The organism is Pseudoalteromonas sp. MEBiC 03607 (genome assembly GCF_004792295.1).
Classification (GTDB): domain Bacteria; phylum Pseudomonadota; class Gammaproteobacteria; order Enterobacterales; family Alteromonadaceae; genus Pseudoalteromonas; species Pseudoalteromonas lipolytica_C.
On sequence record NZ_SRRY01000001.1, the window covers coordinates 692501 to 717339 of the forward strand.

21 protein-coding genes, 3 tRNA genes and 2 rRNA genes (1 of these 26 cut by a window edge) are annotated in these 24839 nt (G+C 40.8%); 14 read left to right on the forward strand and 12 right to left on the reverse strand.

Annotation, left to right across the window (positions count from 1 at the left end):
• Together E5N72_RS03100 and rrf are read left to right on the forward strand one after the other, a co-directional pair.
• Positions 1–357, forward strand: a 23S ribosomal RNA gene (locus E5N72_RS03100); it begins 2526 nt to the left of the window's first position.
• Positions 358–480: 123 nt separating this feature from the next.
• Positions 481–595, forward strand: a 5S ribosomal RNA gene (gene rrf, locus E5N72_RS03105).
• 120 nt (positions 596–715) lie between these two features.
• On the opposite strand, the gene E5N72_RS03110 is transcribed toward rrf, so the two are convergent.
• The 4 genes from E5N72_RS03110 to uvrD form a co-directional block, all read right to left on the reverse strand.
• Positions 716–1564, reverse strand: coding sequence for a CZB domain-containing protein (locus E5N72_RS03110; protein ID WP_135923184.1), 849 nt, complete (start codon positions 1562–1564; stop codon positions 716–718).
• A 67-nt stretch (positions 1565–1631) separates the two neighbouring features.
• Positions 1632–2756, reverse strand: a complete 1125-nt coding sequence (locus E5N72_RS03115; protein ID WP_135923185.1) for an ABC transporter substrate-binding protein — start codon at positions 2754–2756, stop codon at positions 1632–1634.
• Positions 2680–4788 carry a GNAT family N-acetyltransferase gene (locus E5N72_RS03120; RefSeq protein WP_135923186.1) on the reverse strand — a complete coding sequence of 703 codons (2109 nt, stop codon included), beginning with the start codon at positions 4786–4788 and terminating at the stop codon, positions 2680–2682. Before E5N72_RS03120 ends, E5N72_RS03115 begins: the two co-directional genes overlap by 77 nt.
• Positions 4766–6931 carry a DNA helicase II gene (gene uvrD, locus E5N72_RS03125; RefSeq protein WP_135923187.1) on the reverse strand — a complete coding sequence of 722 codons (2166 nt, stop codon included), beginning with the start codon at positions 6929–6931 and terminating at the stop codon, positions 4766–4768. Before uvrD ends, E5N72_RS03120 begins: the two co-directional genes overlap by 23 nt.
• A gap of 422 nt (positions 6932–7353) precedes the next feature.
• Between uvrD and E5N72_RS03130 the strand changes: the two genes are divergently transcribed.
• Entirely contained in the window at positions 7354–7578 is a 225-nt protein-coding gene (locus E5N72_RS03130) for a hypothetical protein (RefSeq protein ID WP_054554878.1), read from the forward strand.
• Between the two features lie 123 nt (positions 7579–7701).
• Positions 7702–8070 carry a YacL family protein gene (locus tag E5N72_RS03135; protein ID WP_135923188.1) on the forward strand — a complete coding sequence of 123 codons (369 nt, stop codon included), beginning with the start codon at positions 7702–7704 and terminating at the stop codon, positions 8068–8070.
• 32 nt (positions 8071–8102) lie between these two features.
• Here E5N72_RS03135 and E5N72_RS03140 read toward each other — a convergent pair whose 3' ends face one another.
• On the reverse strand, positions 8103–8732 hold the full coding sequence (locus E5N72_RS03140; protein ID WP_135923189.1) for a peroxiredoxin-like family protein: 630 nt from the start codon (positions 8730–8732) through the stop codon (positions 8103–8105).
• A gap of 133 nt (positions 8733–8865) precedes the next feature.
• Between E5N72_RS03140 and E5N72_RS03145 the strand changes: the two genes are divergently transcribed.
• Positions 8866–9486, forward strand: a complete 621-nt coding sequence (locus E5N72_RS03145) for a dUTP diphosphatase (RefSeq protein WP_135923190.1) — start codon at positions 8866–8868, stop codon at positions 9484–9486.
• Here E5N72_RS03145 and yrfG read toward each other — a convergent pair whose 3' ends face one another.
• The gene (yrfG, locus tag E5N72_RS03150) at positions 9487–10143 is read right to left on the reverse strand and encodes a GMP/IMP nucleotidase (protein ID WP_135923191.1); all 657 of its coding nucleotides are present in this window, start codon (positions 10141–10143) and stop codon (positions 9487–9489) included. It lies immediately after the preceding gene.
• 61 nt (positions 10144–10204) lie between these two features.
• Between yrfG and nudE the strand changes: the two genes are divergently transcribed.
• From nudE to E5N72_RS03185, 7 genes are all read left to right on the forward strand, one after another.
• The gene (gene nudE, locus E5N72_RS03155; protein WP_205994286.1) at positions 10205–10777 is read left to right on the forward strand and encodes an ADP compounds hydrolase NudE; all 573 of its coding nucleotides are present in this window, start codon (positions 10205–10207) and stop codon (positions 10775–10777) included.
• Positions 10770–11567: a 3'(2'),5'-bisphosphate nucleotidase CysQ gene (gene cysQ / locus E5N72_RS03160; protein WP_135923193.1), complete on the forward strand. Its 798-nt coding sequence runs from the start codon at positions 10770–10772 to the stop codon at positions 11565–11567. Before nudE ends, cysQ begins: the two co-directional genes overlap by 8 nt.
• A gap of 240 nt (positions 11568–11807) precedes the next feature.
• A tRNA-Met gene (locus E5N72_RS03165) sits at positions 11808–11884 on the forward strand.
• 61 nt (positions 11885–11945) lie between these two features.
• Positions 11946–12022, forward strand: a tRNA-Met gene (locus E5N72_RS03170).
• A 141-nt stretch (positions 12023–12163) separates the two neighbouring features.
• Positions 12164–12240: transfer RNA gene (locus E5N72_RS03175), tRNA-Met, on the forward strand.
• Between the two features lie 518 nt (positions 12241–12758).
• Positions 12759–13373, forward strand: a complete 615-nt coding sequence (locus tag E5N72_RS03180) for a trimeric intracellular cation channel family protein (RefSeq protein WP_135923194.1) — start codon at positions 12759–12761, stop codon at positions 13371–13373.
• Between the two features lie 38 nt (positions 13374–13411).
• The gene (locus tag E5N72_RS03185) at positions 13412–14923 is read left to right on the forward strand and encodes a YifB family Mg chelatase-like AAA ATPase (RefSeq protein ID WP_135923195.1); all 1512 of its coding nucleotides are present in this window, start codon (positions 13412–13414) and stop codon (positions 14921–14923) included.
• Between the two features lie 8 nt (positions 14924–14931).
• Here the strand turns inward: E5N72_RS03185 and E5N72_RS03190 are convergent, their stop codons facing one another.
• Together E5N72_RS03190 and E5N72_RS03195 are read right to left on the reverse strand one after the other, a co-directional pair.
• On the reverse strand, positions 14932–15636 hold the full coding sequence (locus tag E5N72_RS03190) for a response regulator transcription factor (RefSeq protein WP_135923196.1): 705 nt from the start codon (positions 15634–15636) through the stop codon (positions 14932–14934).
• A 165-nt stretch (positions 15637–15801) separates the two neighbouring features.
• The gene (locus E5N72_RS03195) at positions 15802–18297 is read right to left on the reverse strand and encodes a S9 family peptidase (RefSeq protein ID WP_135923197.1); all 2496 of its coding nucleotides are present in this window, start codon (positions 18295–18297) and stop codon (positions 15802–15804) included.
• Positions 18298–18441: 144 nt separating this feature from the next.
• Between E5N72_RS03195 and E5N72_RS03200 the strand changes: the two genes are divergently transcribed.
• Positions 18442–19506, forward strand: a complete 1065-nt coding sequence (locus tag E5N72_RS03200; RefSeq protein ID WP_135923198.1) for a hemolysin family protein — start codon at positions 18442–18444, stop codon at positions 19504–19506.
• On the opposite strand, the gene E5N72_RS03205 is transcribed toward E5N72_RS03200, so the two are convergent.
• Complete coding sequence (locus E5N72_RS03205) at positions 19503–20723, reverse strand: EAL domain-containing response regulator (protein WP_135926214.1); 1221 nt, start codon at positions 20721–20723, stop codon at positions 19503–19505. The genes E5N72_RS03200 and E5N72_RS03205 overlap by 4 nt on opposite strands.
• 176 nt (positions 20724–20899) lie before the next feature.
• Between E5N72_RS03205 and E5N72_RS03210 the strand changes: the two genes are divergently transcribed.
• Entirely contained in the window at positions 20900–21916 is a 1017-nt protein-coding gene (locus E5N72_RS03210; protein ID WP_135923199.1) for a site-2 protease family protein, read from the forward strand.
• Between the two features lie 172 nt (positions 21917–22088).
• On the opposite strand, the gene E5N72_RS03215 is transcribed toward E5N72_RS03210, so the two are convergent.
• From E5N72_RS03215 to E5N72_RS03225, 3 genes are all read right to left on the reverse strand, one after another.
• Positions 22089–22466: a hypothetical protein gene (locus E5N72_RS03215; RefSeq protein ID WP_135923200.1), complete on the reverse strand. Its 378-nt coding sequence runs from the start codon at positions 22464–22466 to the stop codon at positions 22089–22091.
• A gap of 328 nt (positions 22467–22794) precedes the next feature.
• The gene (locus E5N72_RS03220) at positions 22795–23154 is read right to left on the reverse strand and encodes a hypothetical protein (protein WP_135923201.1); all 360 of its coding nucleotides are present in this window, start codon (positions 23152–23154) and stop codon (positions 22795–22797) included.
• Positions 23155–23437: 283 nt separating this feature from the next.
• Positions 23438–24748, reverse strand: coding sequence for a short-chain fatty acid transporter (locus tag E5N72_RS03225; RefSeq protein ID WP_135923202.1), 1311 nt, complete (start codon positions 24746–24748; stop codon positions 23438–23440).
• Positions 24749–24839: the final 91 nt, after the last annotated feature.

Genomic DNA, 24839 nt, shown 5'->3' on the forward strand with positions numbered 1-24839 from the left:
TGGCTGTTCGCCATTTAAAGTGGTACGCGAGCTGGGTTTAGAACGTCGTGAGACAGTTCGGTCCCTATCTGCCGTGGGCGTTTGAGAATTGAGAGGGGTTGCTCCTAGTACGAGAGGACCGGAGTGAACGAACCGCTGGTGTTCGGGTTGTCATGCCAATGGCACTGCCCGGTAGCTACGTTCGGAACTGATAAGCGCTGAAAGCATCTAAGCGCGAAGCAGGCCTCGAGATGAGTTCTCACTAGACTTTTAAAGTCTCTGAAGGGCCGTTGAAGACTACAACGTTGATAGGCAGGGTGTGGAAGTGGTGCGAGCCATTAAGCTAACCTGTACTAATTACCCGTGAGGCTTAACCATACAACGCCAAACGCGTTTTATGACAGCGTAACAGACAGAAGTTAAGACACTAAAGTAGACATTTACTGATATCAGAATTCCAGATTTTAGTTAATTGCCAAGGCGATTAACAAACCAAATTTGCTTGGTGACAATAGCGTTTTGGACCCACCTGACCCCATGCCGAACTCAGTAGTGAAACGAAACAGCGCCGATGATAGTGTGGCATTTGCCATGTGAAAGTAGGACATCGCCAGGCTCCAAATTAAAGAAAGCCCGATTCGAAAGAGTCGGGCTTTTTTGCGTTTAAGCTATTCACACAACGTGGCTTATTCATTCTTCAGGTAGGTTGGGCTGGCTTCAAACTTTACTCTCGCTACTAAAAGAGCCCGTATTCTTCGGTTTCTTCAGCTTCATGGCGCATGAGGTGTTCTGGACGGAATATTGCGCTTGGATCTAACAACAGGCTATGTTTATTTTTCATTTTGATTAAACCACGCATCATATTTTTCGTCTGAGGGTCAACATCGAAACCCACAGAGGTGAGCTGCTCTAATGGTTTAATATCTTCTTTTTTTACGTTTATGTTATCTTCAACTTGGTCAACTAACAGACCTATATGAGGCGTGATGCCATCTTTTGTTGTGAAGATAATAATTGGCTTGTAATCAAGGATAATTTGTTCTCGGGCTGACTCAAATAATCTGACGAGTTGATTAAATACCTGACGTTTTTTTTCTTCAAAAACACTAAGAACTTTTTCTTGGGGTTGGCTTTTCTGTAACTCTAGTAATTCTCTGGCCATAGCATGTAGTTCACGATGAGGTGCATCGAACTTAACAATAATGCTGTGTAAATCCTCGTTATCTGTTTTGAAATTGTTATACCAGCGGCCAAACTCACACTTATCAGGATCTGTTGATTTAGTGAATGGAGTGCCTGTTACTAAGCTGTGCTCAAGCGCATTTAGCCACTCTAGGTGCTCTTTTTCTCGTTCTACTAATAAATCTGAAAGTGCAGTGTTTGTATCACTTGTTGATTGGTTGTTTAAAACGATGCCTAAATCAAAGATAGGGGTGGGTGTATCCATGTAGTCTTTTACACCAATGAAGCTTTTATTTTCATTCGGCAAAGATGTCAAATTTCCTTCATAACGTTCAGTTAGAAGTATATCGAGAATTTTTAATGAAATGGTCTTTTGCCCGACACGAAAATTAATCAGATCCATATTTCCCTCAAAGCCTTGTTAAGTCTTTATAGCATAGAACATTATTGCTAATTAGTTGTAGTTAAATTTAATTACTTTTGTAGTATGAGCGATAGATTTTTTTTATCTTATCTTTATCGGGGTCACTAAACAGAGCGGCTAGCTCACTATCTCTGTCAAAGGTTTTGTTTAGTTCGATTAGTAAGCATTGATTATTTAGTGGTGTAGGGCATTCTTTTGCGGCTTCTACTAAAGCTGCTGCATTCAAATAGCCTTCAAAAATAATTCGATTAGGGGTCACCTTATAAGGTTTGATATCTTCCTTAAAGCTTTTACACCAGGCGTTTTCACATTTATTAGGGTTGGGGACCACTTCTGTGACCATTATATTTGCTGGGTGTTTTACAAGAGCAAATAAATCGTGACTAGAAACAAATGAAACGGATGTAAAGTCAGGTTTGAAACCTTGTTCATAGCTGGTATTTATAAATTCGGCTAGCGGTTGATAGGTCCCTACCATACAAACAGCCGTTACTTTGCTTTGCTTCAGGGTTTCTAAGGCTTTCGATATATCTGAACTATTTCTTCTAAAACGAGCTACTTCGATAGGTTTGATGCCAAACTCTTCTAAAGCAGTGATTAAGTTACTTTCAACCATGTAGCCAAATTCATCAGCTTGAATGATTAAGCCGATCTTTTGATGGTTACGTTCTTTTATCAAATAGTTTATCTGCTCAATAGCTTCATCTTGATAGCTAGCTCGTAAGTTAAACACATTGGGCATTGAGCTATTATGCAGAAAATCAGCGCCTGTAAACGGCATTAGAAAGGGAATGCGGTGCCTATCTAGTAATGGTTTTATGGCGTGAGCGGTGGGTGTTCCCATCGAGCCGAAAATCGCGTGAATTTTTTCGGTGTACAAAAACTGTCTTGTATTTACAACGGTGTTTTTTGGCTCATATCCATCGTCAGCGAGTATAAGATCTATATTCTGGCCATTGATCCCTTGGGTTTTGTTAACTTTATCGAAGTAAATTTTACTGCCTAGCGCAAGTTGCTCACCGATTTGTTTGGCAGGTCCTGTTAATGCGGTAGACATGCCTAACTTTATAGGGGGTTGCGTATGTTGCGCTAAGCTAGTTGTTGGTATCAACACCAGGGTTATTAAAAGGGCATTGAGTACTTTTAGTGTTAAGTGATTTATAGTGAGCATACCAACCTTTTACTGCGGTTATAAACTGTGAATCGAGTTCTTTACGGCCAGCAAAATTAGCTTCATAAATAAAGCTATTCACAGAAGTCTGCTGTAATACTAGTCTAATAAGGATGAATTTTGTATTTTCATCTAATAATTTTAGACTAATTGGTGTGTGCCATATTAGTTGCCACAGTAAAGGTTGTATATTGAAAAGATTGAAATCATCACTGATGATTCGCTCTGCTCTAGTGGATAATGCAGTAGGGCAAGCAGAGCTTGGCAAATGCGATACTAATTGATCAACTAACTGCCAAGGTAAGCTTTTAAAGTGCCCTAACAATTGCACTGATATGTCTAACTTAAACTCATTAATGAGTTGCTGTACCAATGAGCTATTTTGTTTGCAAAGCGATTTGATCACTAAAGCAGGGTGTTCAGCTGTTGCCTTATCATGACTAAAACCGAGTTTTACGACATGAAAGCCATTGTGCTGCCAGAATCTAACAAGCGATGCATTAGCACCAAAACTTGCCCCAAAATAGCTACAATTATCTAACTGTCTTTCGCAGAATTTTAATAAGGCTGAGCCAATTCCTTGCTGATGGCATTCGGGTGCTATCGCTATTCTTACAACCCGAGCAGAGACCTCTGTCAGAAAGTGTGAGTCTTTGCTTAGTTGAGTAAGTGTTTGTGCCATCAAATGGCCATGCGGACGACGCTGACCGGCTTTAACATGGTCTGCTATATCTTTAGTCAGTCCACCTTCGAGAGCAACCAAGCAGACGCCTTTGAGCTCATCTGCTTGAGTGCAAATAAACAATTGTAATTCAGGCGCATCAAGTAATTGGCGTAAATCATTAACACTGGTTTGATAATGTGCCAAAGCAAGTAAGGCTATTATCTGGCCTAGCAGTTGCTCATTATCAACAAGTTGTTGTTTGCTTACTTGTGCAAAATTGAGAGATTGTTCTTTACTTGTGTGTAGGTACTTTGCATCGAGAAGTAATAGTTCGCGTAGGCTATTTTCGAGGGGATCATGTTTAGCAAAACGAATTGGCTCATCCAGAGTAATAGTCTTTAGCGATTTAAATTGACTGCGCAAGTAATGTAAAAAGCGTAACGTGTAACCTCGTCCATTTCCTTCATAACCAACCATAGTGCTAGCAAATACAATTCGTGGGTAGCTTTTCAGGATCTGCAATAATAGTGGAACTGGAATCGCTGCTGCTTCGTCGACAAACAGCAGATCGCAATCAGGTTTTTCATTTAGCAGTATATCTGGCGCAATATAGCTAAGGTTAGCTAATTGCTTACAGTTTTGCTCTTTGCTAACACCAAGCTCAGCAGCTAAATGTTTAAAGCTTGTTTGTACAGCTTTGGCTTGGGTTGCACAAATAAGGATTTTTTTATCTTGAAGATTGGCTGCTGCAAGTCCTAAAGCCGCTGACTTACCACGACCTCGGTCGGCACTGATCACAAAAGGACGATTAGCGCGTCCTGTCGCGGTTTTAATAATTTGCTCAACACATGTTTGTTGTTGCTGAAAATTTATCTCAGCAGTTGCTGGTGATACTGATTGGTAAGCAGGGAGCGAGTGCTCAGTAAAATAATGTGGCTGCAACTTTAGCTTGGCGAATAAACGCTGATTAAAAAAGCTGTGTTGAATCACTTGGCCATAGGAGGTAATACTTGTGAGTGCAGGGTCTTGCCAATTACTGTCATCAGGCAGCAATAGTATCAGTACACCACCTGCTTTTACGGTGCCTGCAAGTGCGGCTAATTTATCGGCATATAAGCCGCTAAAACCATCAAAAATTGCATTTTGAAACTCTTGACCAAGAATTTGGTGAGCATGTTTTGGAAACTCACTATTTGCTAATAATGAGTTGCTACTGAAAACATAGCTATTTTTAAGCGCTAATTGGTTTGCAAACTGATAGCACCAAGCTTCGCTTCCTTGCACTATGACAAGCTGGCGATGCTTTGCAATAACCAGCTCGTTGCACAGTGCTGTTAAATACTCATTATAAGGCTTGAAGTCTTGCATACTGTGTTACAAGCCATTTACTGCCTAGGTCATCAAAGTTCACTTGAATACGTGACTGTGCGCCGCTACCTTCGTAATTGAGTACAGTACCTGCACCAAACTTGGCATGCAAGACGCGTTGACCTAAGTTAAAGCCGCTATCTTCAAATGCGGCATGTGTTACTGATGGACTAAAACGACCTGCTGCAGGCGGTCTTGAAACCTGTGTTTTAATACGAATTTCTTCGATACAGTCTTCAGGCATTTCACGTAAAAAGCGTGATGGGCTGTGGTATTTTTCTTGTCCGTATAAACGGCGACTTTCTGCGTGGCTAATGTATAGTTTTTCCATGGCGCGAGTCATACCGACATAACATAAACGGCGCTCTTCTTCTAAACGGCCAGACTCTTCATTACTTTGTTGAGATGGGAACATGCCTTCTTCAACACCGACCATAAATACCAACGGGAACTCTAGGCCTTTTGCTGAGTGCAGGGTCATCATTTGCACCGCGTCTTCGTGCTCGTCAGCTTGACCTTCGCCAGATTCTAGAGAGGTATATGCCAAAAAGCCCTGTAGTGGCGAGCTGAACTCTTCATCTTCAGGGAGTTCATATTGACCGCAAGCACTAATAAGCTCTTCTAAGTTTTCTACCCGGGCACGGCCTTTTTCACCTTTTTCAGCTTGATACATTGCCATTAACCCTGAGGTTTGAATGGCGCATTTCGCTTGCTCTTCTAAGGTGAGATCGCTGATCTTATCTTCGATATGCTCAACAAGCTCTAAGAATTTAGTGACGGCACTCGCAGCTCGGCCAGATAAATGCTGCTGCTCGATAATAGCTTTTGCGGCATACCAAAGTGGCAATGATTCATTGCGCGCGCAATCACGAATATGGCTTAGTGTTTTATCACCTATGCCACGGGCTGGGGTGTTAATAACGCGCTCGAAAGCAGCATCATCTTGACGGTTACCCACTAAACGTAGATACGAAAGTGCATCTTTGATCTCTTGACGTTCGAAGAAGCGCATACCGCCGTAAATACGGTATTTTAAACCTTCTTGTAGCATTGCTTCCTCGAGTACACGAGATTGCGCATTGTTACGGTATAAAATCGCGGCATCTTGTAATGCATTACCTGCATTTAGCCAGCTACGCAGTTTGCTGCTGACAAAGCGCGCTTCGTCTAATTCATTAAACGCAGCGTAAACAGAAATAGGCTCACCATCATTGCCGTCTGTCCAAAGGCTTTTGCCCATGCGTTCAGCATTGTTTTTGATCAGCGCATTTGAGGCTTTCAAGATGGTTGCCGTTGAGCGGTAATTTTGTTCAAGGCGAATGGTTTCGGCTTCGAAGTCAGTTAAAAAGCGTTTGATATTTTCAATTTTTGCGCCACGCCAGCCATAGATACTTTGGTCATCATCACCCACAATCATAATACTGTTCGTATTACCCGCGAGTAGTTTTAACCAAGCGTATTGAATAGTATTAGTATCCTGGAACTCGTCTACTAGCATGTGAGCAAAACGCTGTTGATAGTGACGTAAAAGTGTTGGGTGGTTTTTAAGTACTTCGTAGCAGCGCAGCAGTATTTCTGCAAAGTCGACCAAGCCTGCGCGGTCACAAGCCTCTTGATATGCAGCGTAGACTTTCAGCATCATCTGCTCATTAATATCGTAGGCTTGAATGTCTTTAGGACGTAGACCTTCATCTTTTTTCGCGCTGATATACCAACCAAATTGTTTTGCTGGCCACTTTTTATCATCGATGTTCATCGCTTTAAGCAAGCGTTTGATCATACGTTGTTGATCGTCAGAATCTAAGATTTGAAAGCTTTCAGGCAAGTTCGCTTCACGGTGATGGGCGCGTAAAATGCGGTGAGATAAGCCATGGAAAGTGCCAATCCACATACCGCCAACCGGTGCTTTTAAGGTTTCTTCTACACGGGTGCGCATTTCTTTCGCGGCTTTGTTAGTGAAGGTTACCGCAAAGATGCTGTATGCAGAAGCTTGCTCAACTTGCATGAGCCATGCGATGCGATGAACAAGTACTCGAGTTTTACCAGAACCTGCACCTGCAAGTACTAGCATGTTTTGCAATGGGGCTGCGACTGCATCCCGTTGTTTATCATTTAAGCCATCGAGTAATTCAGAAACGTCCATCGTTACGCCTTTTCAATCTATAATGGGTGGAGTATAACAGGTGTTTATGCAAGGCTAAATAAAATACTGTTTTTATAAACAGCTATTTTGGCAAGTCATTAAAATTACGAAAGGATACCTATCCGCAATAATACTTAATCATTTTGAGGGATTAAACCTGTCGCTACCTGCGTTAAAAATTTCTCATTTAGAACAACTAAATAACGAAATTTTTGCCTTGTTATCAACGAGGTTTTATTGCCTCAAAATAGATCACTTAATTAAGCGAATAGGTATGAAAATTGTGAATTTGACCGATTTTTAGCAAAAAGAACTAAAATCAAAATAACGCTACTTTTTAACACTTTGATTTGTAAGTCATAATAAGTTGGCATAAAGTGTGTTTATAAAAAGTATAATCATTAAAAACTACAGAGGTTAGTATGGCAGAGCAAGGTTCTGGCGGTAATGTAATCGCAGCAATATGTAATATCTTTTTTCCTGGTTTAGGACAATTGGTACAAGGTCGTTTAATGGCGGCAATTGCATTCTTTTTAGCATGGGTGATTAGTGGTGCATTAATATATGTTGCAGTAGGTTTTATTTTACTGCCAATCGTATACCTATGGGCGATTATTGATGCTGCACGCTTCAAATCGCGACTCTAGCTATTTTAAATAGCATAAATACGAGCGCCCGCATGGGCGCTCGTGTTGTTTTAACCTTACAAAACTCGCCACGTCTAGCTGCAAACGGTATAATTAGCACATAACGTATTACGAGTACCCTTCATGGAATATCAATTTATCCGCGACCCAATTAGCGGTTTACGCATTAAAATTTCCTCTGAACATGCCGTCATAGGCCGTTGGCTAAACGAAGAAGTCGGTAAAGAAAAAATCGCGATGGTGCAAGCGTTGATCTCTGCGGTTAAGAGCAGCAATGAGCCATTAACTTTACAAGGTCAAGAAATTGATTTGATCTTAAGTAAAGATGAAGCGTTATTCGAAGCACATGCATTACATCAAGACAACGAAGACCTAGTTGCCTATCAAGATGATGATTTAATGCTTGAAGAAGAAGGCCTCTGCAGTGGCTGCGGCTTTGAAGACTTTGTTGATTTAATTGAATCTTGGCAAGAGTTTACACAAGGCCGATAAGCAGAAACATGTTCTGCTTATCGATTGCCAATTTATTGCTCACTCACTGATTTAACAGCGGCTAGTAATAAATCTTCTGTTAAGCGTACTTTGTAATTTGGGTTAGCGTATTGAAAATGAACTAACCCATTTGTGTCTATCACGAATACTGCGGGTACTGGTAGCGCGACTTTCGCCTCACCCTCTAACGAGACAAAGTTAACTCCAAGCTTATTACGGTAAATCTTTGCTGTTTTGTCATCTAAATAAAACGCTAGACCTAACGTTTGCGCCAAAGTGAGGCTGTCGTCAGAAAGCAATTGATAGCTAGGAGCTGTAATTTTTGTTTCAGCGAGTTTTTCAGGGCTGTCTGGCGAAACGGCAATTAATTGCGCGTTTAAATCTGCTAATTCTTTCTCAATTTTTTGTACGCTAGCCAATTGCTTTGAACAATATGGGCACCAACCGCCACGATAAACAATCAGCACCGTGGTTTTTTCTTTAAAGCGTTCAGTTAAAGACACTGTTTTGCCGTATTGGTCTTTTAATTCAATATTTGGCACCGTTAATCCTGGTAATAATGGACTGACTCGCTCAGCAGATTCGGCAATATTGGTCGCAGTTGCAGCGATAACTTGGCTTGATAGTACAAACAACGCGCTAATGAGTAGAGATTTAAACATGGGCTTCCTCGGTTATTTTTTTCAACTGCAAAGATGACCTGATTGTTGCGGGATTAATTTCATCTTTACCTACATCAAACTCAAATTTAACTGTAGTATATAGGCAAATAAAAAATGCAAGTTGGGATAAAGAATGTCTGCTAATTTACAAAAACTCGTTGTTATGCTCGAGATGCAAAATGCGATGAATACCAAAGTTCATGAGCAATGGTTTAGCCAAGGTTTTGAATGGTATCGTGCAATTTGGGTTGAGTGTGCTGAAATGCTTGACCACTACGGTTGGAAGTGGTGGAAAAAACAAACCCCAGATACTGAACAAGTTATTTTAGAGTTAGTTGATATTTTCCATTTTGGTTTATCTTTACGTATTGATGGTGAAACCAGCTATGAGCAGTTAGCTGCGCAACTTGAAGCTGAGTTAAGTGCGCCAGTTCAAGCTGATGACTTTAAACAAACACTCGAATTATTAGCCGCGTCAGCAGTCGCTGAAAAGAGTTTTAATGCAGCTACATTTGCAGGTTGTATGGCGCAAATTGGTATGGATATTGATGATTTATACCGTGGTTATGTTGGTAAAAATACCTTGAACTTCTTCCGTCAAGATCATGGTTACAAAGACGGTAGTTATATCAAAGTCTGGAATGGCCAAGAAGATAACGAGCACTTAGTAGAAGTGGTTAAAAGCCTGGATACAGAGCATGCTGATTTTGCAAAACTTGTATACCAAGGCCTAGAACAGCGTTACCCGAAGTAATTATTTAACGGGTATAAACTCGCGAAAATCGATGGTCGATAAAAAGCCATCGAACTGCTTATGCGGTTGCTGACTATCAGGGTTGGCAACCGCAAGTATATGGCCAATACCAAACTCTTTTGCCGCATCTAGCACGGCAGGGCTATCATCGACAAATAAAGTCCGTTCCTTATCAAACTGCCATTCTTGATGTACTTGTTGCCACAATGGTTGATGCTCTTTACTCACGCCATATTGGTGAGTTGAGATAACCCCATCTAAGTAATTATCGATAGCCGTGTGTTCAAACTTTAACATGGCACAATCTGGGTGCGCGTTAGTAAGCATTATCAATTGCTTGCCTGCTTTTCTTAGCTCCGTTAAGAACGGCGGAACATCGTCACGAATTCTGATTAAATGTTGAATTTCACGTTTTAACGCCATAATCGGTAAATCAAGTTGCTGTTGCCAGTAATCTAAGCAGTACCAATTAATTTGCCCGTGAACTTGTTGATAACGATGTAAAATGTCAGCTTTTGCTTGGTCTAAACTGATTTTATGTTTACGCGCATATTGCTCGGGAATAACGGTTAGCCAAAAGTAATTATCAAAATGCAAATCGAGTAGGGTGCCATCCATATCTAACAACACAGTATCGATTTTTGACCAATTTAACATAGGCAATTCACTTTAAAAGATTTATGATGAGCATAACTGCCATGATAGCAAATTAATGCCAATGACACAGAAAAAGCATCCTACACCACCGCAAATTTTGTCTAATGAAGTTGTCGCTAAAAGTCGACTATTTACTGTTGAGTCTCTCGAATTGAAGTTCTCAAATGACGAGCAAAGGCAATACGAAAGAATTCGTGGCGGTGGCAGAGGGGCAGTGATGATTGTGCCAGTAACGGCCGATAATGAACTGCTATTAGTGCGAGAGTATTGTGCAGGCACCAATGATTATCAGTTGGGCTTTCCAAAGGGCTTAATTGACCCAGGCGAAACACCACAGCAAGCTGCAGATCGTGAGCTTAAAGAAGAAGTTGGTTTTGGCGCGAAGCACTTTGCTGAACTTAAAAAAGTCAGCATGGCACCGAGTTACTTTAATGCCACTATGCATATTTTGTACGCCGAAGCTCTCTACCCTGAAACCTTACCTGGTGATGAGCCTGAACCGCTTGTCGTTGTGAAATGGCCAATAAGTGATTGGCAATCATTATTGCAACAAGAAGACTTTACCGAAGCACGAAGTGTCGCAGCTTTGCTATTATTAACAAAGTACTTAGAGTCGGGAGCGGGCAATGAATAATTTTTTAGAGCCGTGTATTCGGTTAGCTGAACAAGCTGGCGACGCTATAATGGCCATTTATCAACAGGATGATATAGGTGCTGAGCAAAAGTCAGATGATACGCCTGTTACTAAAGCTGATTTAGCCTCGAATGAGGTGTTGATGGCAGGCTTACAAGCATTAGCGCCTGATATTCCAATTATGTCAGAAGAAACACCTATTCCAGCGCTGGCAGATAGAAAAGATTGGCAGCGTTATTGGTTACTTGATCCAATGGATGGCACTGGCGAGTTTATTTTAGAAAGTGGTGATTTTGCAGTAAATATCGCTTTAGTTGAAAATAATCGCCCAGTGCTTGGCGTTATTCATTGGCCAGCGAAACAAGTGACTTATTTTGCTAGTTATCAAAATGGCGCGTTTAAACGTGAAAATGGCCAAGATCAGCAAATTTCGGTAGCAACGCCGGATAATTTAACCTTAGCTGTAAGCCGAAGACAAAAAATTGAAGCTGTTAGCCAATATTTAAATACCCAGTTTGCGACGGTTGCATTAGGTTCTTGTTCATTGAAAGCATGCATTATCGCGGAAGGTAAAGCTGATTGTTTTTTACGAATAGGGCCAACAGGTGAGTGGGATACAGGCGCGTCGCAAGTCATTGTTGAAGAAGCGGGTGGTTGCATCACGGACGCTGAATTCAATCCGTTAACTTACAATCAACGAGAAAGTACCGAGAATCCTGATTTTATTGTTATGGGGCACCCTGATTGGGAGTGGCAAAAAATGATTAGTCCACATCAGCGCGCATTTTAGTGAGGTTTTGTGTGCTTTTTGTTCGCTTAAGCCCGTATTTTGATTATAACGCTTGATTTCTAATTTTATTGCTATATTATAGCGCTCTCTTCGGAACAAGGCATCGTTAACATGCTCATGTTACTTAGGGATTACAGGCGCGGGATAGAGCAGAATGATAAATCATTCGTCGGACTCGCTAATACCTGAAGTCGAAGGTCGTCGGTTTAAATCCGGCTTCTGGGACTCTAAACATACAGGCGCGGGATGGAGCAGCCTGGTAGCTCGTCGGGCTCATAACCCGAAGGTCGTCGGTTCAAATCCGGCTCCCGCAACCAATTTTCTGAATTGGCTGACTTCTTAAATTAAGTAGGAAGTAAAATAAACTTAATATTCAGGCGCGGGATGGAGCAGCCTGGTAGCTCGTCGGGCTCATAACCCGAAGGTCGTCGGTTCAAATCCGGCTCCCGCAACCAATTTTTAAAAAGATTGGTGCAATGTTGGAACTATAAAGGTCGTCGGTTCACTCTTCACCTTCACAGCTCCCGCAACCAATTATTTGAATTGGCTGACTTCTTAAATTAAGTGAGAAGTAAAATAAACTTAATAATTTCAGGCGCGGGATGGAGCAGCCTGGTAGCTCGTCGGGCTCATAACCCGAAGGTCGTCGGTTCAAATCCGGCTCCCGCAACCAACTGAAATTAAAAAATTAATATGTAATACTAGACACGCTGTAGCGTGTTTTTTTATGTCTGAAATTCAGGTTCAGAGCCTGAAGGTCGTCGGTTCGCCCTCAAAACTTACAGCTCCCGCAACCAACTGAATTTATATCTATTAGTTTTTAGTAACAAATTATTATAGTTAAAATCAAAAGAAGTGTTTTTTACTTATTTTCCATTCTTTTTGTCGTAATTTACTTACATATCAGAACTGACTGAACTAATCTTAAAGTATGGCTTTAGGCTGTACCTTGATAGGATCTCTTGTGTAAGTATTTGACGGGCAAACATGGCTCAATAACAGCTATGGTTAAAGCATCACTGAGATCCTAACCTCTTACAGTTCAGCTTTCCTTCCTTTGAGTTTTGGCAGCTGAGTATTCAGTTGCTTTTCTTTATTATGTTAGTGGCTTTGTGCGAGCAATGAATCTTCGCTTAAAAGATAGAAAGGTTTATGTTACAACGTCAGTAATATTACTTTTTAGCTACAAACATGACTGAACTTTACCATTGGTTTGATTTATTTGGCGTAGCCGTATTTGCGGTCTCAGGGACGCTACTGGCATATGATAAAAAGATGGATGGCTTTGGTGTTGTCGTATTAGCCACTGTTACTGCAATTGGCGGCGGCACAGTCCGCGACGTTATTTTAGACATTCCTGTTTTTTGGCTGCATGATCAAAGCTACTTTTGGGCTATTTTACTCTCGGTATTTATCACTACGCGTTTAATAAACAAACAGCGCTCTATTTCGCTAAGTGCACTACAGATTGCAGATGCATTTGGACTCGCGTTTTTTGCTGTTATGGGGGCTCAAAAAGCAATGCTTGCCGGTATGCCAGATACGACTTCGATTATTATGGGGGTTATCACGGCATGTTTTGGCGGAGTCATTCGCGATGTATTAGCAGGCAACATACCCATGCTGTTAAAAGGCGAGCTGTATGCGATAACATGTATCGCCGGTGGTATTGTTTACACAGTAAGTATTTCCCTAGGTTTAGTCACTGAGCTTGCCATGATTATGGCAATGTTAATGACACTGATGCTTCGTTTAGCTGCAATGAGGTGGCATTTAACGTTGCATGTTTTTAAATATCCTGACTAAACTGTATTCATGGATGAACTATAGGGACATATCGGATCGTGTCTTTAGCCCGAATTTTTTCTCGTGCTCAGGTTGGCGTGCAAGCTCCTGAAGTGATTGTTGAAGTGCATTTAGGTAATGGATTGCCAGCGTTTCATATTGTTGGTCTTCCTGAGGCCTCAGTAAAAGAAGCCAAAGACCGTGTACGTAGCGCGCTCGAAAACTCGCAGTTTGGCTTTCCTGATCAACGTATAACCGTTAATCTTGCGCCCGCTGATTTACCAAAAGATGGCGGTCGATTTGACTTAGCCATAGCAGTAGGGATTCTAGTCGCTTCTGGACAGATCACCTGCAACGACATACATCGTTATGAATTTTATGGTGAACTTGCCTTAAACGGTGAAGTAAGAGGTGTGAATGCTATCTTACCTTCAGTGTTGGGTGCTAAAGAGCAAGGGCGCTGTTGCTTTTTACCTGTCGAAAACGATAACTTAGCTAGTTTAGTTTCTGGCGTATCACGAAAAGCAGTTTATTCATTACAAGATGTCTGGAACGACTTACTAAATCAACAACCTCTGCCTTTGAATATCCACTACCCAGAGCAGCAGCCAAACCGAGAGTCGCTACTTGATCTAAGTGATGTGAAAGGGCAGCCCGGCGCAAAAAGAGTGTTAGAAATCGCTGCCGCTGGTGGACATAACTTACTTTTTCTTGGCCCCCCTGGTACAGGAAAATCAATGCTCGCACAGCGTATGCCGACGATTATGCCCACCATGTCTGACGAAGAAGCCATTAGTACCGCAGCGTTGTATTCGATTATAGGTCAATCGGTAGATCTATCAAATTGGCGCGAGCGACCATTTCGAAATCCACACCACACTTGCTCTGCGGTAGCGCTGGTGGGAGGGTCGTCAAATCCGAAGCCCGGTGAAATATCATTGGCACACAATGGCGTGTTGTTTTTAGATGAATTACCTGAATTTGAGCGTAAAGTGCTCGACTCACTGCGTGAACCAATGGAAACAGGTGTAGTGACAATATCTCGAGCGGCAAGGCAAATGGAGTTCCCATCGCAGTTTCAGCTAATCGCCGCATTAAATCCTAGCCCGACAGGGAGTCATACCGATAAACGTGCAACGCCAGACCAAGTCTTGCGATACTTATCTCGGGTGTCTGGGCCATTTATCGATAGGATTGATTTGCAAATAGAGTTACCGCGGCTTACAAGTAGCCAATTGCAGAGCACCCAAGCAGAAGAAAGCAGTGATCAAGTGCGCCAGCGTGTAGAGCGCGCGTATGCTATACAGCTTAATCGGCAGGGTAAGGTGAATGCCAGGTTAAGTAATAGAGAAATGGCGCGTTATTGTGAGCTAGGAGCCGCTGAGTTGCAGTTTTTGGCTAAAGCTAGTGAGAAACTGGCGCTGTCACCGCGTTCTTATCATCGTATTATCAAAGTGGCCCGAACTTTAAGCGACTTAAAAGCCCAGCCAACAATTACCTTAAATGAATTAAAAGAGGCGCTAAATTACCGTGCGTTTGAACGACTAATAAGTCAGTTAACGCAGTACTAGAAAACGAATTAGATTGAAAGCATGTAGCCTTTACCGCGCACGGTGACAATGCGCTTTTGATCTTTTTCATCGCTGAGCTTTTTACGAAGGCGACCAATTAATACATCAACGGTACGATCGCTTGGACTCCAATCAGGCTGGCCAATTTCTTCGGAAATCTTTTCTCTTGATGTGGCTTTACCTGCATTACCAATTAAGCAGATTAAAACTTTATGTTCTGCTTCAGTCAGGCGTGACTCTTCGCCGCTGGGTGTGATCAGCGTGCGATTATCAGGGTGTAATTTAAAGTTGGCGTACTCAATAAACTCTTCGCTTTCGTCGTTTGTTTGAGAGCTCTTAAGGCGTTTATACAGTGCGCGCATTCTAAGTTCTAGCTCGAGTAAATCCACTGGTTTGCAAATATAATCATCGGCCCCTTGCGCAAGGCCTGCGATACGGTCAGCTTGCGAATCTCGGCTTGATAAAACAATGACCCCAATATCAGTCAGAGCATTTAGTTCTTTGGCAAGCAATAACCCATCGCGCTTAGGTAGCACAATGTCGATAACTGCTAAAGAAATAGCTTGTGAAGAAGCTGCACGAGATTGCACTATGCTCAATGCATCAGCACCTGTTGAATCTATCTCAATGTTAAACTCAGTTTCTTTAAAGTGGTTAAGAATGCGTTTAACGAGCAGTTCGTCGTCTTCAACCAATAAAACTTGAATAGTCATTCGCTTTAATTTCACACTTGATTTGTTGTTATGTTAGCACTGTATAGCGAAGGGTGAGAAGTGTAATGGCGAGGTTTGTAACTATTTCTTACAATTTAATGGCTTAGCGATAGTTGAAAAGGGTGAAAGCTGAACACTCGTGCAGTGCTCAGCCAAGTGATTAAACTACTTTTCAGGATAAAGATATTGCCACCACTGCGGCTGATCTTTTAAGTTTTTATCGAAATAAGCCAGCATGGTGTTCCACCAGTCAAAGCGTTTATCTCGCGCAAAAATTTGGTGATCTGCTCCTTTGTATTCGATTAGGTCAACATCTTTACCGAGTAGCTTTAATGCCGTGTACATGTTGTGACTTTCACCAACTGGTACGTTGGTATCTGAATCACCATGAAGGAGTAATAGCGGAGTGGTTACTTTATCAGCATGAAACACCGGGCTATGTTGGCTATAAAGTGTAGGGTTGTTCCAAGGGTAGCTATTTTTTGATGCCTCAGCTGAATATAAATAACCCCACCAACCTTGACCCCAGTACGAGGTGATATTTGAGATCCCCGCATGAGCTATAGATGCACTGAACATATCAGTTTTAGTTGCTAGTAGCATGGTCATGAAGCCACCGTAAGACGCGCCCAAGTTGCCAACACGCTTACTATCTACAAAGCTATATTTATCCAAAAAGGCTTTTGTGCCGTCAATAATGTCATTAGCTGTGTACTCACCCCATGCATTTACATGTTTAGCCGAAAACTCTTGGCCAAAGCCAGTCGCACCTGTTGGTTGTATTACGTAAACAACATAGCCGTGCTCTGCCCATAAGTTAAATGGGTAACGACCTGTAAAGCCACGTGTTACTGGTGATGTGCCACCGTAATAATAAACCAGTGCAGGATATTGTTTTTTGCTATCTAAATCATGAGGTAAATAAACACGACCCTTAATTTCAATGCCATCTTTATTAGTAAAGTTAAATTCTTCAAGTGAGGCTACTTGGGTATTTTCATAGCCAATTGGCTTTGAATCCCATACGACTTTAGCACGGCTCTTGCCTAAGTTGAGCTGCTTAAGTTGCTGTGGTGTTGTCGCTGTAGTGCCAGTCACTAAAATGCTTGGATTGCGCTCGTTTGAGTAACTAAATTGCTCAACAACATCAAAGCCTGTATTTACTTTATTGAAACGCTTTTTGCTTAAGTCGTATTGATAAAGTTGTACGGTATCTTGCTCGGTGACTTTAATAAGTGCATCACCGTTTTCTAGTACATTTAACTGGCCGATAGCCGGGTTAAACTCTTTACTTAAAGCGGTTGCTTTTTTACCGTCGCGGCTGAGTAAATAAAGTTGACCATCATAGTTATTAGCCAGCATGCCTTCAGGAAGGTTTCGGCCTAAGCCATTATTAAAATCTGGGCCAGCAGTGACATAAATACCGTCATCAGTATATTTAGCCTGATTAAAGGTATTAAATTGACCAAGCACCGTGATAGCCGATGTAGCTAGGTTTAGCTCAACAAGCTCTGTTGCAGGCTGTGGTGATAGCTGCATTGCTTGTGCTGAGCGGCTCATTAATACGTGACCGTTTTTAGCATCAAAATCTTCAAGTGAATGGCTAAGTGGGCCTTGGCTTAAAATTTTGCTAAGACCTGTTGTGATATCAAGCAAGTATATTTGTGATGTTGTACGAGCATAAGACCAACGGTCTTGCAGGCCTTGATAATGTTTAGTGAGCTTGCCATTGTCTGTTGGTGATTTTGACCAGCTAAAAATTAAGCTGTTGTTATCAAAATATTGAAAGCCACTTGCACCAGAAAGGTTTTTAGCAATCACGCTAAGTTGCATCGTTTTTAGATTTAAACGCTTAAGCTCACCATTTAATAGATACACTAAATTTGTGCTATCAGGGCTCCAAGTAATATTGCTCGGTTGGGCTGACTCAAAGCGATAAAGAGTATTGTTTTTTGCGTCTTTAAGCTCAGTCACGTATTGCGCTTGATTAGCCGTTGCATCTTCGTAATGACGTTGGCTAGTAATAAAGTAATTGCCATTTGGCGCCATTGAAATATAACTTACCGTTGGCGCATCGAATAACTGTTTTGCAGACAAGCCATGTTGTTGTTTAGAACTAAATTGCACAGTATCTAGTTCAGACTTTGCAGTAAAATCAAGCTCAACTTCATTCCAGTTTGCTACTTGCTCAGTGATGATAACAAATTGGTGATCGCCTTGGCTTAAAGCTAACTCATAGCTGTTATTTTTTTCTGTTTGCTTTTCACCATCGATAAACAGCTGTGCGTTTTCAATGCCTTTAAGGGTCAACGAGCCTTGGCTAAAGCGCTCGGTTGATGCAGTAAATTTTAGTGCTTGCAGGCCACCTAATGTAAGGGCGCTTACTTTGTCGAATGATTGCCACTTTATCTCGTCGCCAAAAATACGAATATTGTCGTTATTTTTTTGTAAGCTTGGTACTAAGTTGGCAATAATAGCGTCACGATGTTCGGTTTGATAAGGCTTTAATTGCATATCATCGCTAAGAGGGCCAATAAACTGAATTGCTGAACGTTCAATAGCATCTGCCATAGCTGTTGAACTTAGAGAATAAAGTACAAGTGCGCTAAGCGTGGTTTTTAGCTGAGTTTTTTTGTTCAGCCAAGTGGTTGTAAATGTCATAGTTTCGCCTGTTGAAGGTATGTTTTAGCAATATAGCACGCAGAAAAACTAGCAAAAAGAGCTCTGCGTTAGAATGCTGATGGGTTTGAGGTTCCAGTTATCTGTTGATATGGTGGGCGCTTAGATGAACAATGAGGATGCACAGTGACACTTTTACTTGTTTATATGTTGGTTGCTATTACCGTCTCTTTTTTATGCTCGGTAATGGAAGCGGTGTTATTAAGTATAACGCCAAGCTATGTTGCTATGTTAAGGAAGCAGCAACCTGCATTAGCAAAACGCGTTGCTAAGCTAAAAGATAATATAGACCAACCGCTCGCGGCTATTTTAACGCTTAATACAATTGCGCACACAGCTGGTGCTGCAGGTGTTGGTGCACAAGCTGCAGTGGTTTTTTCAGATGCTGCTGTTGGAATAGCCTCGGCAATTATGACCTTATTGGTTCTTGTACTTTCTGAAATCATTCCGAAAACACTGGGTGCAAATTATTGGCGTGGTCTAACACCTATCGTCAGCATTAGCCTTATTTGGTTGGTGGTCATTTTAAAACCTTTCGTTTGGTTTGCAGATATCCTCACGCGCTTTTTGGGGCGTAATTATGATGAGGCCTACTATATTCGCCAAGAAATTGAAGCCATGGCTGATATAGGCACAGAGTCAGGGGCACTTGGTCACGATGAATCTGAGATTATTAGGAGTCTGCTGCGTTTTCGCCACGCTAAGCTAGATACCATAATGACGCCGCGTACTGTGCTGTTTAAAGTGCATAAAGATTTAACTGTTAATCAGTATTTGTCTGAACATGGCTCATCGTCATTCTCTCGGGTGCTGGTATATGACAAAAATGGTGATGATATTATCGGCTTTGTACATAAAAACGATATTATGCTGGCGTATCATCGTTTAGGTGAAGACTATAAGATAAGTAAGCTGGTTAAACCAATTTATACAGTGCCAGAGACCCTGCATGTGCCAACGCTACTTGAAACCTTATTGTCAGGGCGAACCCATATTTGTTTAGTGGTTGATGAATACGGAGATGTTCAAGGGATTGTGACCTTAGAAGATTTAATTGAGGCGCTGATGGGGCTTGAGATTGTTGATGAACATGACCAATCTGCAAATATGCAAAAAGTGGCTAAGCAGCGTTGGCGACAGCGCTTAGCACGAAGTAATACCATTGTTAGTGATGACAAACGGGAGCCTTAGCGACGCTGCCCGGTCGCTGTTTTGACCATTTGCCGCCATGAGATTGACCAATTTAAAAAATCTTCTTTGGCTTTCGGGCGGCATAACAAAAAGCCTTGCATTAAGATAAATTCTTTATAGCGGTCTAAGTATTCGAGTTCTTCTACTCGCTCGATCCCCTCGGCGACAATAAATAAATCTTCTTGAATAGCAATATTCACAAGGCTACTGACAATGACTTGAGAAAATTGGTCAGTTTCAATATTACTGATCAGCGTTTTATCTATTTTAATCTCGGTAAATGGTAAGGTTTTCAATTGTTGTATGTTGGTAAAGCCGGTGCCAAAGTCATCAAGAGAAATACCAAATCCTCTCATTCTTAATCTGTTTAGTGATTCTAACTGTGCAGCGGTGCGTAAGGCGTATTGCTCGGTTATTTCTAAAATAACTTCACCTGGGGTGAGGTTATTTAGATGTAATATTAGTGCCAATTTATCTGGGCAGCTTAAGTCTTCGAGTTGCGAAGGCGATAAGTTAAAAGCCAGTTTTAGGTTAGGATGAAAATGTTCTTTGATTTCAGCAAAGTCGTTGGTCGCTTTTTCAAAGAGCTGAAAGGTAATAAGGTTAATTAAATCTAAATCCTCGGCAACACAAATAAATCGCTCAGGAAGAATTATTTCCTCTTCTTTACTTGTATTTATTCGCGCTAATACCTCAATACTTTCGACACGGTTATCGTGGCGGTTAATTTTGGGTTGGTAAAATGGAATTATTTCGTTGTGACTAATCGCATGAAGTAATAGCGACTCAGAAATAGGGGATTTTGTCCGCTCTACGTGAAATGAAAAATGCTCAAGTTTTTGCAGCAACAAATAAACCTGATTCAACTGCACGGGTTTAGATATATTACCAATCAGATGGGCATTATTTTTACGGGCAATATCAGCCGCTAAATCAATTACTTTGGGATCCATTTCAGAAATGATCGCAATAGCACCATGGTATTTCATTGCGCCTAAATGACGGATCAATTCCATACCATCCATATCGGGCATTTTTAGATCAGTAAAGATAGCATCAAAGAAGTGAGGCGCTTTTTTTACTTTTTCTAGGGCTTCTTCTGCACTTAGGCAGGTAGTGACATGGCTAATTTCCAGCTCATTCAAAATAGCCTGCATAACAATAAGAATCGCTTTGGAGTCATCGACTACGAGAATATGCCTATTTGACTTCACTATATTCACTCCTTGAACGAGAACACTATACTTAAAAGTAGTAGATAAATATTAGTTAGTCATGTTTTTTGGTTGTTTGTGTGCTGGGAAGAGTAATTTAAATTGTAGAAGCCTCTCTCTCGTAATTTATTTTGTCCTACGTATAATAGCCGCACTCTTATCTAGTATTTTTACAGATTATGGCAAGACTTCAGTTGAGCTTAGCAAATGAAACCTTCACTTTGCATTTGCACGGCTCGCAATTAATACAGTTATTCCATCAACAGCAAGCTATTGCATTTGATAACCCGACTCAGAATAAGTATGAATTTGATTTTCAAGGACAAAAAATTAGTTTAGATACCAGCAAAGTGCATGAAAAAAGCTTAGCTATTTATGTTAATCAGCAATTAGTTAGTGAACTTGCACTTCCTGCGGTAGAAGACACTGAACCAAAACGCGGCATCATTGGCCTGCTAGCACTGGGCTTTAAATTATTTAAAAGTGCAAAAGTAGTGAAAGCTGCTTTAGCGGGTGCATCAGTTGCTGGTTACGCATGGCTTTTTTCTATTGAATTTGCTTTGATGTTAATTGCTTGCTTGGTTGTGCACGAATATGGTCATGTGCGCGCTATGAAATATTTTGGCATTAAAACTAAAGGTATTTATCTTATTCCGTTTGTCGGTGGCTTGGCCGTTTCCGACGATAAAATTACCACCCGTTGGCAAGATGTGGTGATCTCTCTAATGGGGCCTGCATTTGGCTTAATTACCTCAGTACTCGGAGTGGTGCTTTACTACGCCACTGAAATGGAAATATTCGCCGGTGTGGCAGTACTCAGTGCACTGTTAAACCTATTTAACTTGTTACCTATTTTGCCCTTAGATGGCGGTCATGTACTTAAAAGCATTAGTTTTTCTATGCGTTCTTGGGTCGGCTTAAGCGTGTGCTTATTAGGCGTGTTATTTGGTTTATGGTTGAGCTATACCTTCGGTTTAATGCTCCTCGTGTTCTTCTTGTTTGTTGGCGCGCTTGAAATTGTATTTGAATGGCGTGGTCGTCATTATTCACACTTAATCCCTCTTGATACTTACGGGCAAGGTTTTTCAGCGGTCATGTACGCATTGGTTGTTGCAGGCCACGTTGCGGTGATGATGCATTTTGCTGATTCAGAAAGCGCAATCCTAAGCCTACCTATGAAGATTTTATCGAATTAAGTATTAAATACGGATATTTTTGAGTACTTTTTTAGGGAAGTGGCTACTTAGTAAAAGTAATTTTTGAAGTCAGGTTAGCTTACAACATCCATATAAAAGTAAGAGAAAATGTTTTAATCAAGGAATAGTTAGTTTAGCTATAGCCTATTCTAATTAGGCTATAGCTTTCATATCAAAAAACACAAAAGTTAAAAAAGCTATCTACTTTTTTATAGTCATCCTCACTGAGTGGTAGGCTATTCTTAGCTGTAATAATTAATTTAGTTAAGTACTCTTTTTTTCTGTATTTATTTAGTTTTATAAAAAATATAACCCTATTTTTATTTTCAAAACTTGTTTTAATTTCCATGTACTTATCTTTAACTAATTTTTCATTCTCAATCGTGAGAAATAATTCACTTTTTAAAAATTTACTAAAGTTGATGTAAACTATTTCATCTATAGACTTTTCAGTACCATTGATGTTTCGTAAAATACTGTCTTGGGATAACTCTGAAAATGAAAAAGCCCATGCAAAATTTTTATCTTCGACTGAGATATTTCTTTTCATTTCTTTTCATTTCTTTTCTATCGAACATATCTTCGTTAAAAGATGAGTTGAAAGAAAACCCAAGGTTATCAGCATTACATCTATCTGTTGGTGACCCATAAGCTAAATTAAATTGAAAAATTAATAAATATAAAAATAATATTTTAATTTTTTTCATCTTCATTCTTAATTTTAGAAAGTTTATACCCGTAGTAAATCCCTTGGGCATTTGCTAAAAAAAGGATAATATAAAAAATAATATCTTTATGGAAACTGGTTGCATAGCTATAAACTAGTATGCAACCTACAAAGTTTATTAGATATACAGAAATAGGAAGTATAATCTTCATTAGTTGTAGTGCACTGAATCTAAAAGTTTACTCCTATTAGATATTTCTTGGTTTGCCTTGTTCAACTCTGTGGCATTGAAATATAAAGAGCCCCACATAACGATAGTAATCCAACCACCCTTAGACACTTTTTTAGTTTTCCATATTGTCGATGCCAATTCTTTAGCGCTTGCAGCAGAAATTGAAGCACCTAGAATTCCAACATATGAATTTACCATATCGTGAAATTTTTGGTCTTTTAACAGTTCTGTATTGGATAGCGACCAAATTCCCCATTGGGGATTAACAATGACATCTGTTACTTTTTCGATTAATTTAGCCATTAATGGCTTGTTGTTTAGGGTTTGAATTAAGCGCATGGCTTCTATTTTTTGATTACTGTTTAAGTGCCTATAAATAATCACGCTTGCTATTGCTTCAGATTCTTCTTGGTGGTTGTTACTTAGCTTGTGTAAACTAATAGAACATATACATACGAGCAAGATATTGGCATTGCGCTTTAGGTGTTTTTGGTAAGGAATAAGGTAGTTCGCTAATATTCATTTAAGTTCCTTTTAAATTGATTTACTAACCTTGTACCTAGTTTTGCTTAGTTTACATGGGTAGTCAATACGTAATATAGCTCTGAATAAGGGACTGTTATTAATAAAAACTCAGCATTAACGATATAAACACGCCGGTGATGATCAGCTGCACAAGGCAAAAGCCCATGATGTCTTTTGCTTTTAAGCCGGCAATAGCAAGTACGGGGAGTGCCCAGAACGGCTGAATTAGGTTAGTCCAGGCATCGCCCCATGCGACAGCCATAGCAACACGTGGCATATCAGCGCCAAGTGTTTGTGCTGCAGGAATGACAATTGGCGCTTGCACTGCCCATTGGCCGCCGCCTGATGGCACAAAGATATTCACAAACCCGGCACTTAAAAAACTCAAAAAAGGCAGCGTTTCGGCTGTTGCAATGGCAATAAATCCTTCAGAGATTTGTTGAGCAAGTCCCGTTTTTACCATAATGGCCATGATCCCGGCATAAAACGGAAATTGAATCACAATACCAGCGCCGCTGGGGATTGCTTGCTGTAAGCTTCGGAGTAAATTATGTGGTGTTTGATGTAGTAAAATTGCGCTAAATAAGAAAATAGCGATCACACTATTTAAATTTAAGCCGCCTCCGCTTAGTACAAAATAATAGAATAAATAGGCAAGGCCAACGGCACCTATCCCCATTCCTAATAAACGACTATGTTCTATTACTTCGGCAGGGCGGGTAGGTGTTGCTATTTGCTGCGTTTCATCATCAAGCTTTGCGGGGTCAACATAGACGCTGTCTTTCTCGTTTGGCAGCATGTAGCGATTTACCAGCGGCATGATAATAAACAAGCCCACAACAATAGCGATATTAAATGCCGAAAAGATCGTGTTTTCGGTGCCTATTACACCAATACTTTGCTGTGCAAAGTGGCCGTCGGTCGCGATTGTCAGCGGCACTGAACCGGCTAAGCCGCCATGCCAAACAATAAAGCCTGAATAGGCACTGGCAACCAATAAACGGTAATCAACACGGGTTTGTTTTGCAATTGCTTTGGCGAACAAAGCGCCTATGACTAAGCCAAAGCCCCAGTTTAGCCAGCTCGCTAATAAAGAAACGAGTGTCACGAGTATAATTGCTTTGGCTGGGGTATTTGCTAGTGTCGCAAGTTTATTGAGTATGCTGCGCATAACTGGAGTACTCGCTAACATGTAGCCTGTAAGCAGTACTAGCAGCATTTGCATAGCAAATTGTAATAGGTTCCAAAATCCACCACCCCAAGCCGCGAGCACTTGTGTGGGCGTTGACGGCGTAAAGAGACTCGCAACGATAAAGCTCAGCAAGGTGAGTAATATAACAAATACAAACGGGTCGGGTAGGTAACGCTCTACTAGTTTAGTGAATGGTTTGGCAACGCGATTTAGCATAGTTTTTATTGTTGTCGTCGAATCGATAAAGCCAATAAATCATGAATAACGATGATTGGCAAATTGCGACGTCGTTGCTTTAGCTTATATT

Excerpts from the sequence above, each read along its gene's own strand:
- E5N72_RS03110 (WP_135923184.1), bottom strand. The coding sequence starts at position 1,564 with ATGGATCTGATTAATTTTCGTGTCGGGCAAAAGACCATTTCATTAAAA.
- E5N72_RS03115 (WP_135923185.1), bottom strand. The coding sequence starts at position 2,756 with ATGCTCACTATAAATCACTTAACACTAAAAGTACTCAATGCCCTTTTA.
- E5N72_RS03120 (WP_135923186.1), bottom strand. The coding sequence starts at position 4,788 with ATGCAAGACTTCAAGCCTTATAATGAGTATTTAACAGCACTGTGCAAC.
- uvrD (WP_135923187.1), bottom strand. The coding sequence starts at position 6,931 with ATGGACGTTTCTGAATTACTCGATGGCTTAAATGATAAACAACGGGAT.
- E5N72_RS03130 (WP_054554878.1), top strand. The coding sequence starts at position 7,354 with ATGGCAGAGCAAGGTTCTGGCGGTAATGTAATCGCAGCAATATGTAAT.
- E5N72_RS03135 (WP_135923188.1), top strand. The coding sequence starts at position 7,702 with ATGGAATATCAATTTATCCGCGACCCAATTAGCGGTTTACGCATTAAA.
- E5N72_RS03140 (WP_135923189.1), bottom strand. The coding sequence starts at position 8,732 with ATGTTTAAATCTCTACTCATTAGCGCGTTGTTTGTACTATCAAGCCAA.
- E5N72_RS03145 (WP_135923190.1), top strand. The coding sequence starts at position 8,866 with ATGTCTGCTAATTTACAAAAACTCGTTGTTATGCTCGAGATGCAAAAT.
- yrfG (WP_135923191.1), bottom strand. The coding sequence starts at position 10,143 with ATGTTAAATTGGTCAAAAATCGATACTGTGTTGTTAGATATGGATGGC.
- nudE (WP_205994286.1), top strand. The coding sequence starts at position 10,205 with ATGACACAGAAAAAGCATCCTACACCACCGCAAATTTTGTCTAATGAA.
- cysQ (WP_135923193.1), top strand. The coding sequence starts at position 10,770 with ATGAATAATTTTTTAGAGCCGTGTATTCGGTTAGCTGAACAAGCTGGC.
- E5N72_RS03180 (WP_135923194.1), top strand. The coding sequence starts at position 12,759 with ATGACTGAACTTTACCATTGGTTTGATTTATTTGGCGTAGCCGTATTT.
- E5N72_RS03190 (WP_135923196.1), bottom strand. The coding sequence starts at position 15,636 with ATGACTATTCAAGTTTTATTGGTTGAAGACGACGAACTGCTCGTTAAA.
- E5N72_RS03195 (WP_135923197.1), bottom strand. The coding sequence starts at position 18,297 with ATGACATTTACAACCACTTGGCTGAACAAAAAAACTCAGCTAAAAACC.
- E5N72_RS03210 (WP_135923199.1), top strand. The coding sequence starts at position 20,900 with ATGGCAAGACTTCAGTTGAGCTTAGCAAATGAAACCTTCACTTTGCAT.
- E5N72_RS03215 (WP_135923200.1), bottom strand. The coding sequence starts at position 22,466 with ATGAAAAGAAATATCTCAGTCGAAGATAAAAATTTTGCATGGGCTTTT.
- E5N72_RS03220 (WP_135923201.1), bottom strand. The coding sequence starts at position 23,154 with ATGCGCTTAATTCAAACCCTAAACAACAAGCCATTAATGGCTAAATTA.
- E5N72_RS03225 (WP_135923202.1), bottom strand. The coding sequence starts at position 24,748 with ATGCTAAATCGCGTTGCCAAACCATTCACTAAACTAGTAGAGCGTTAC.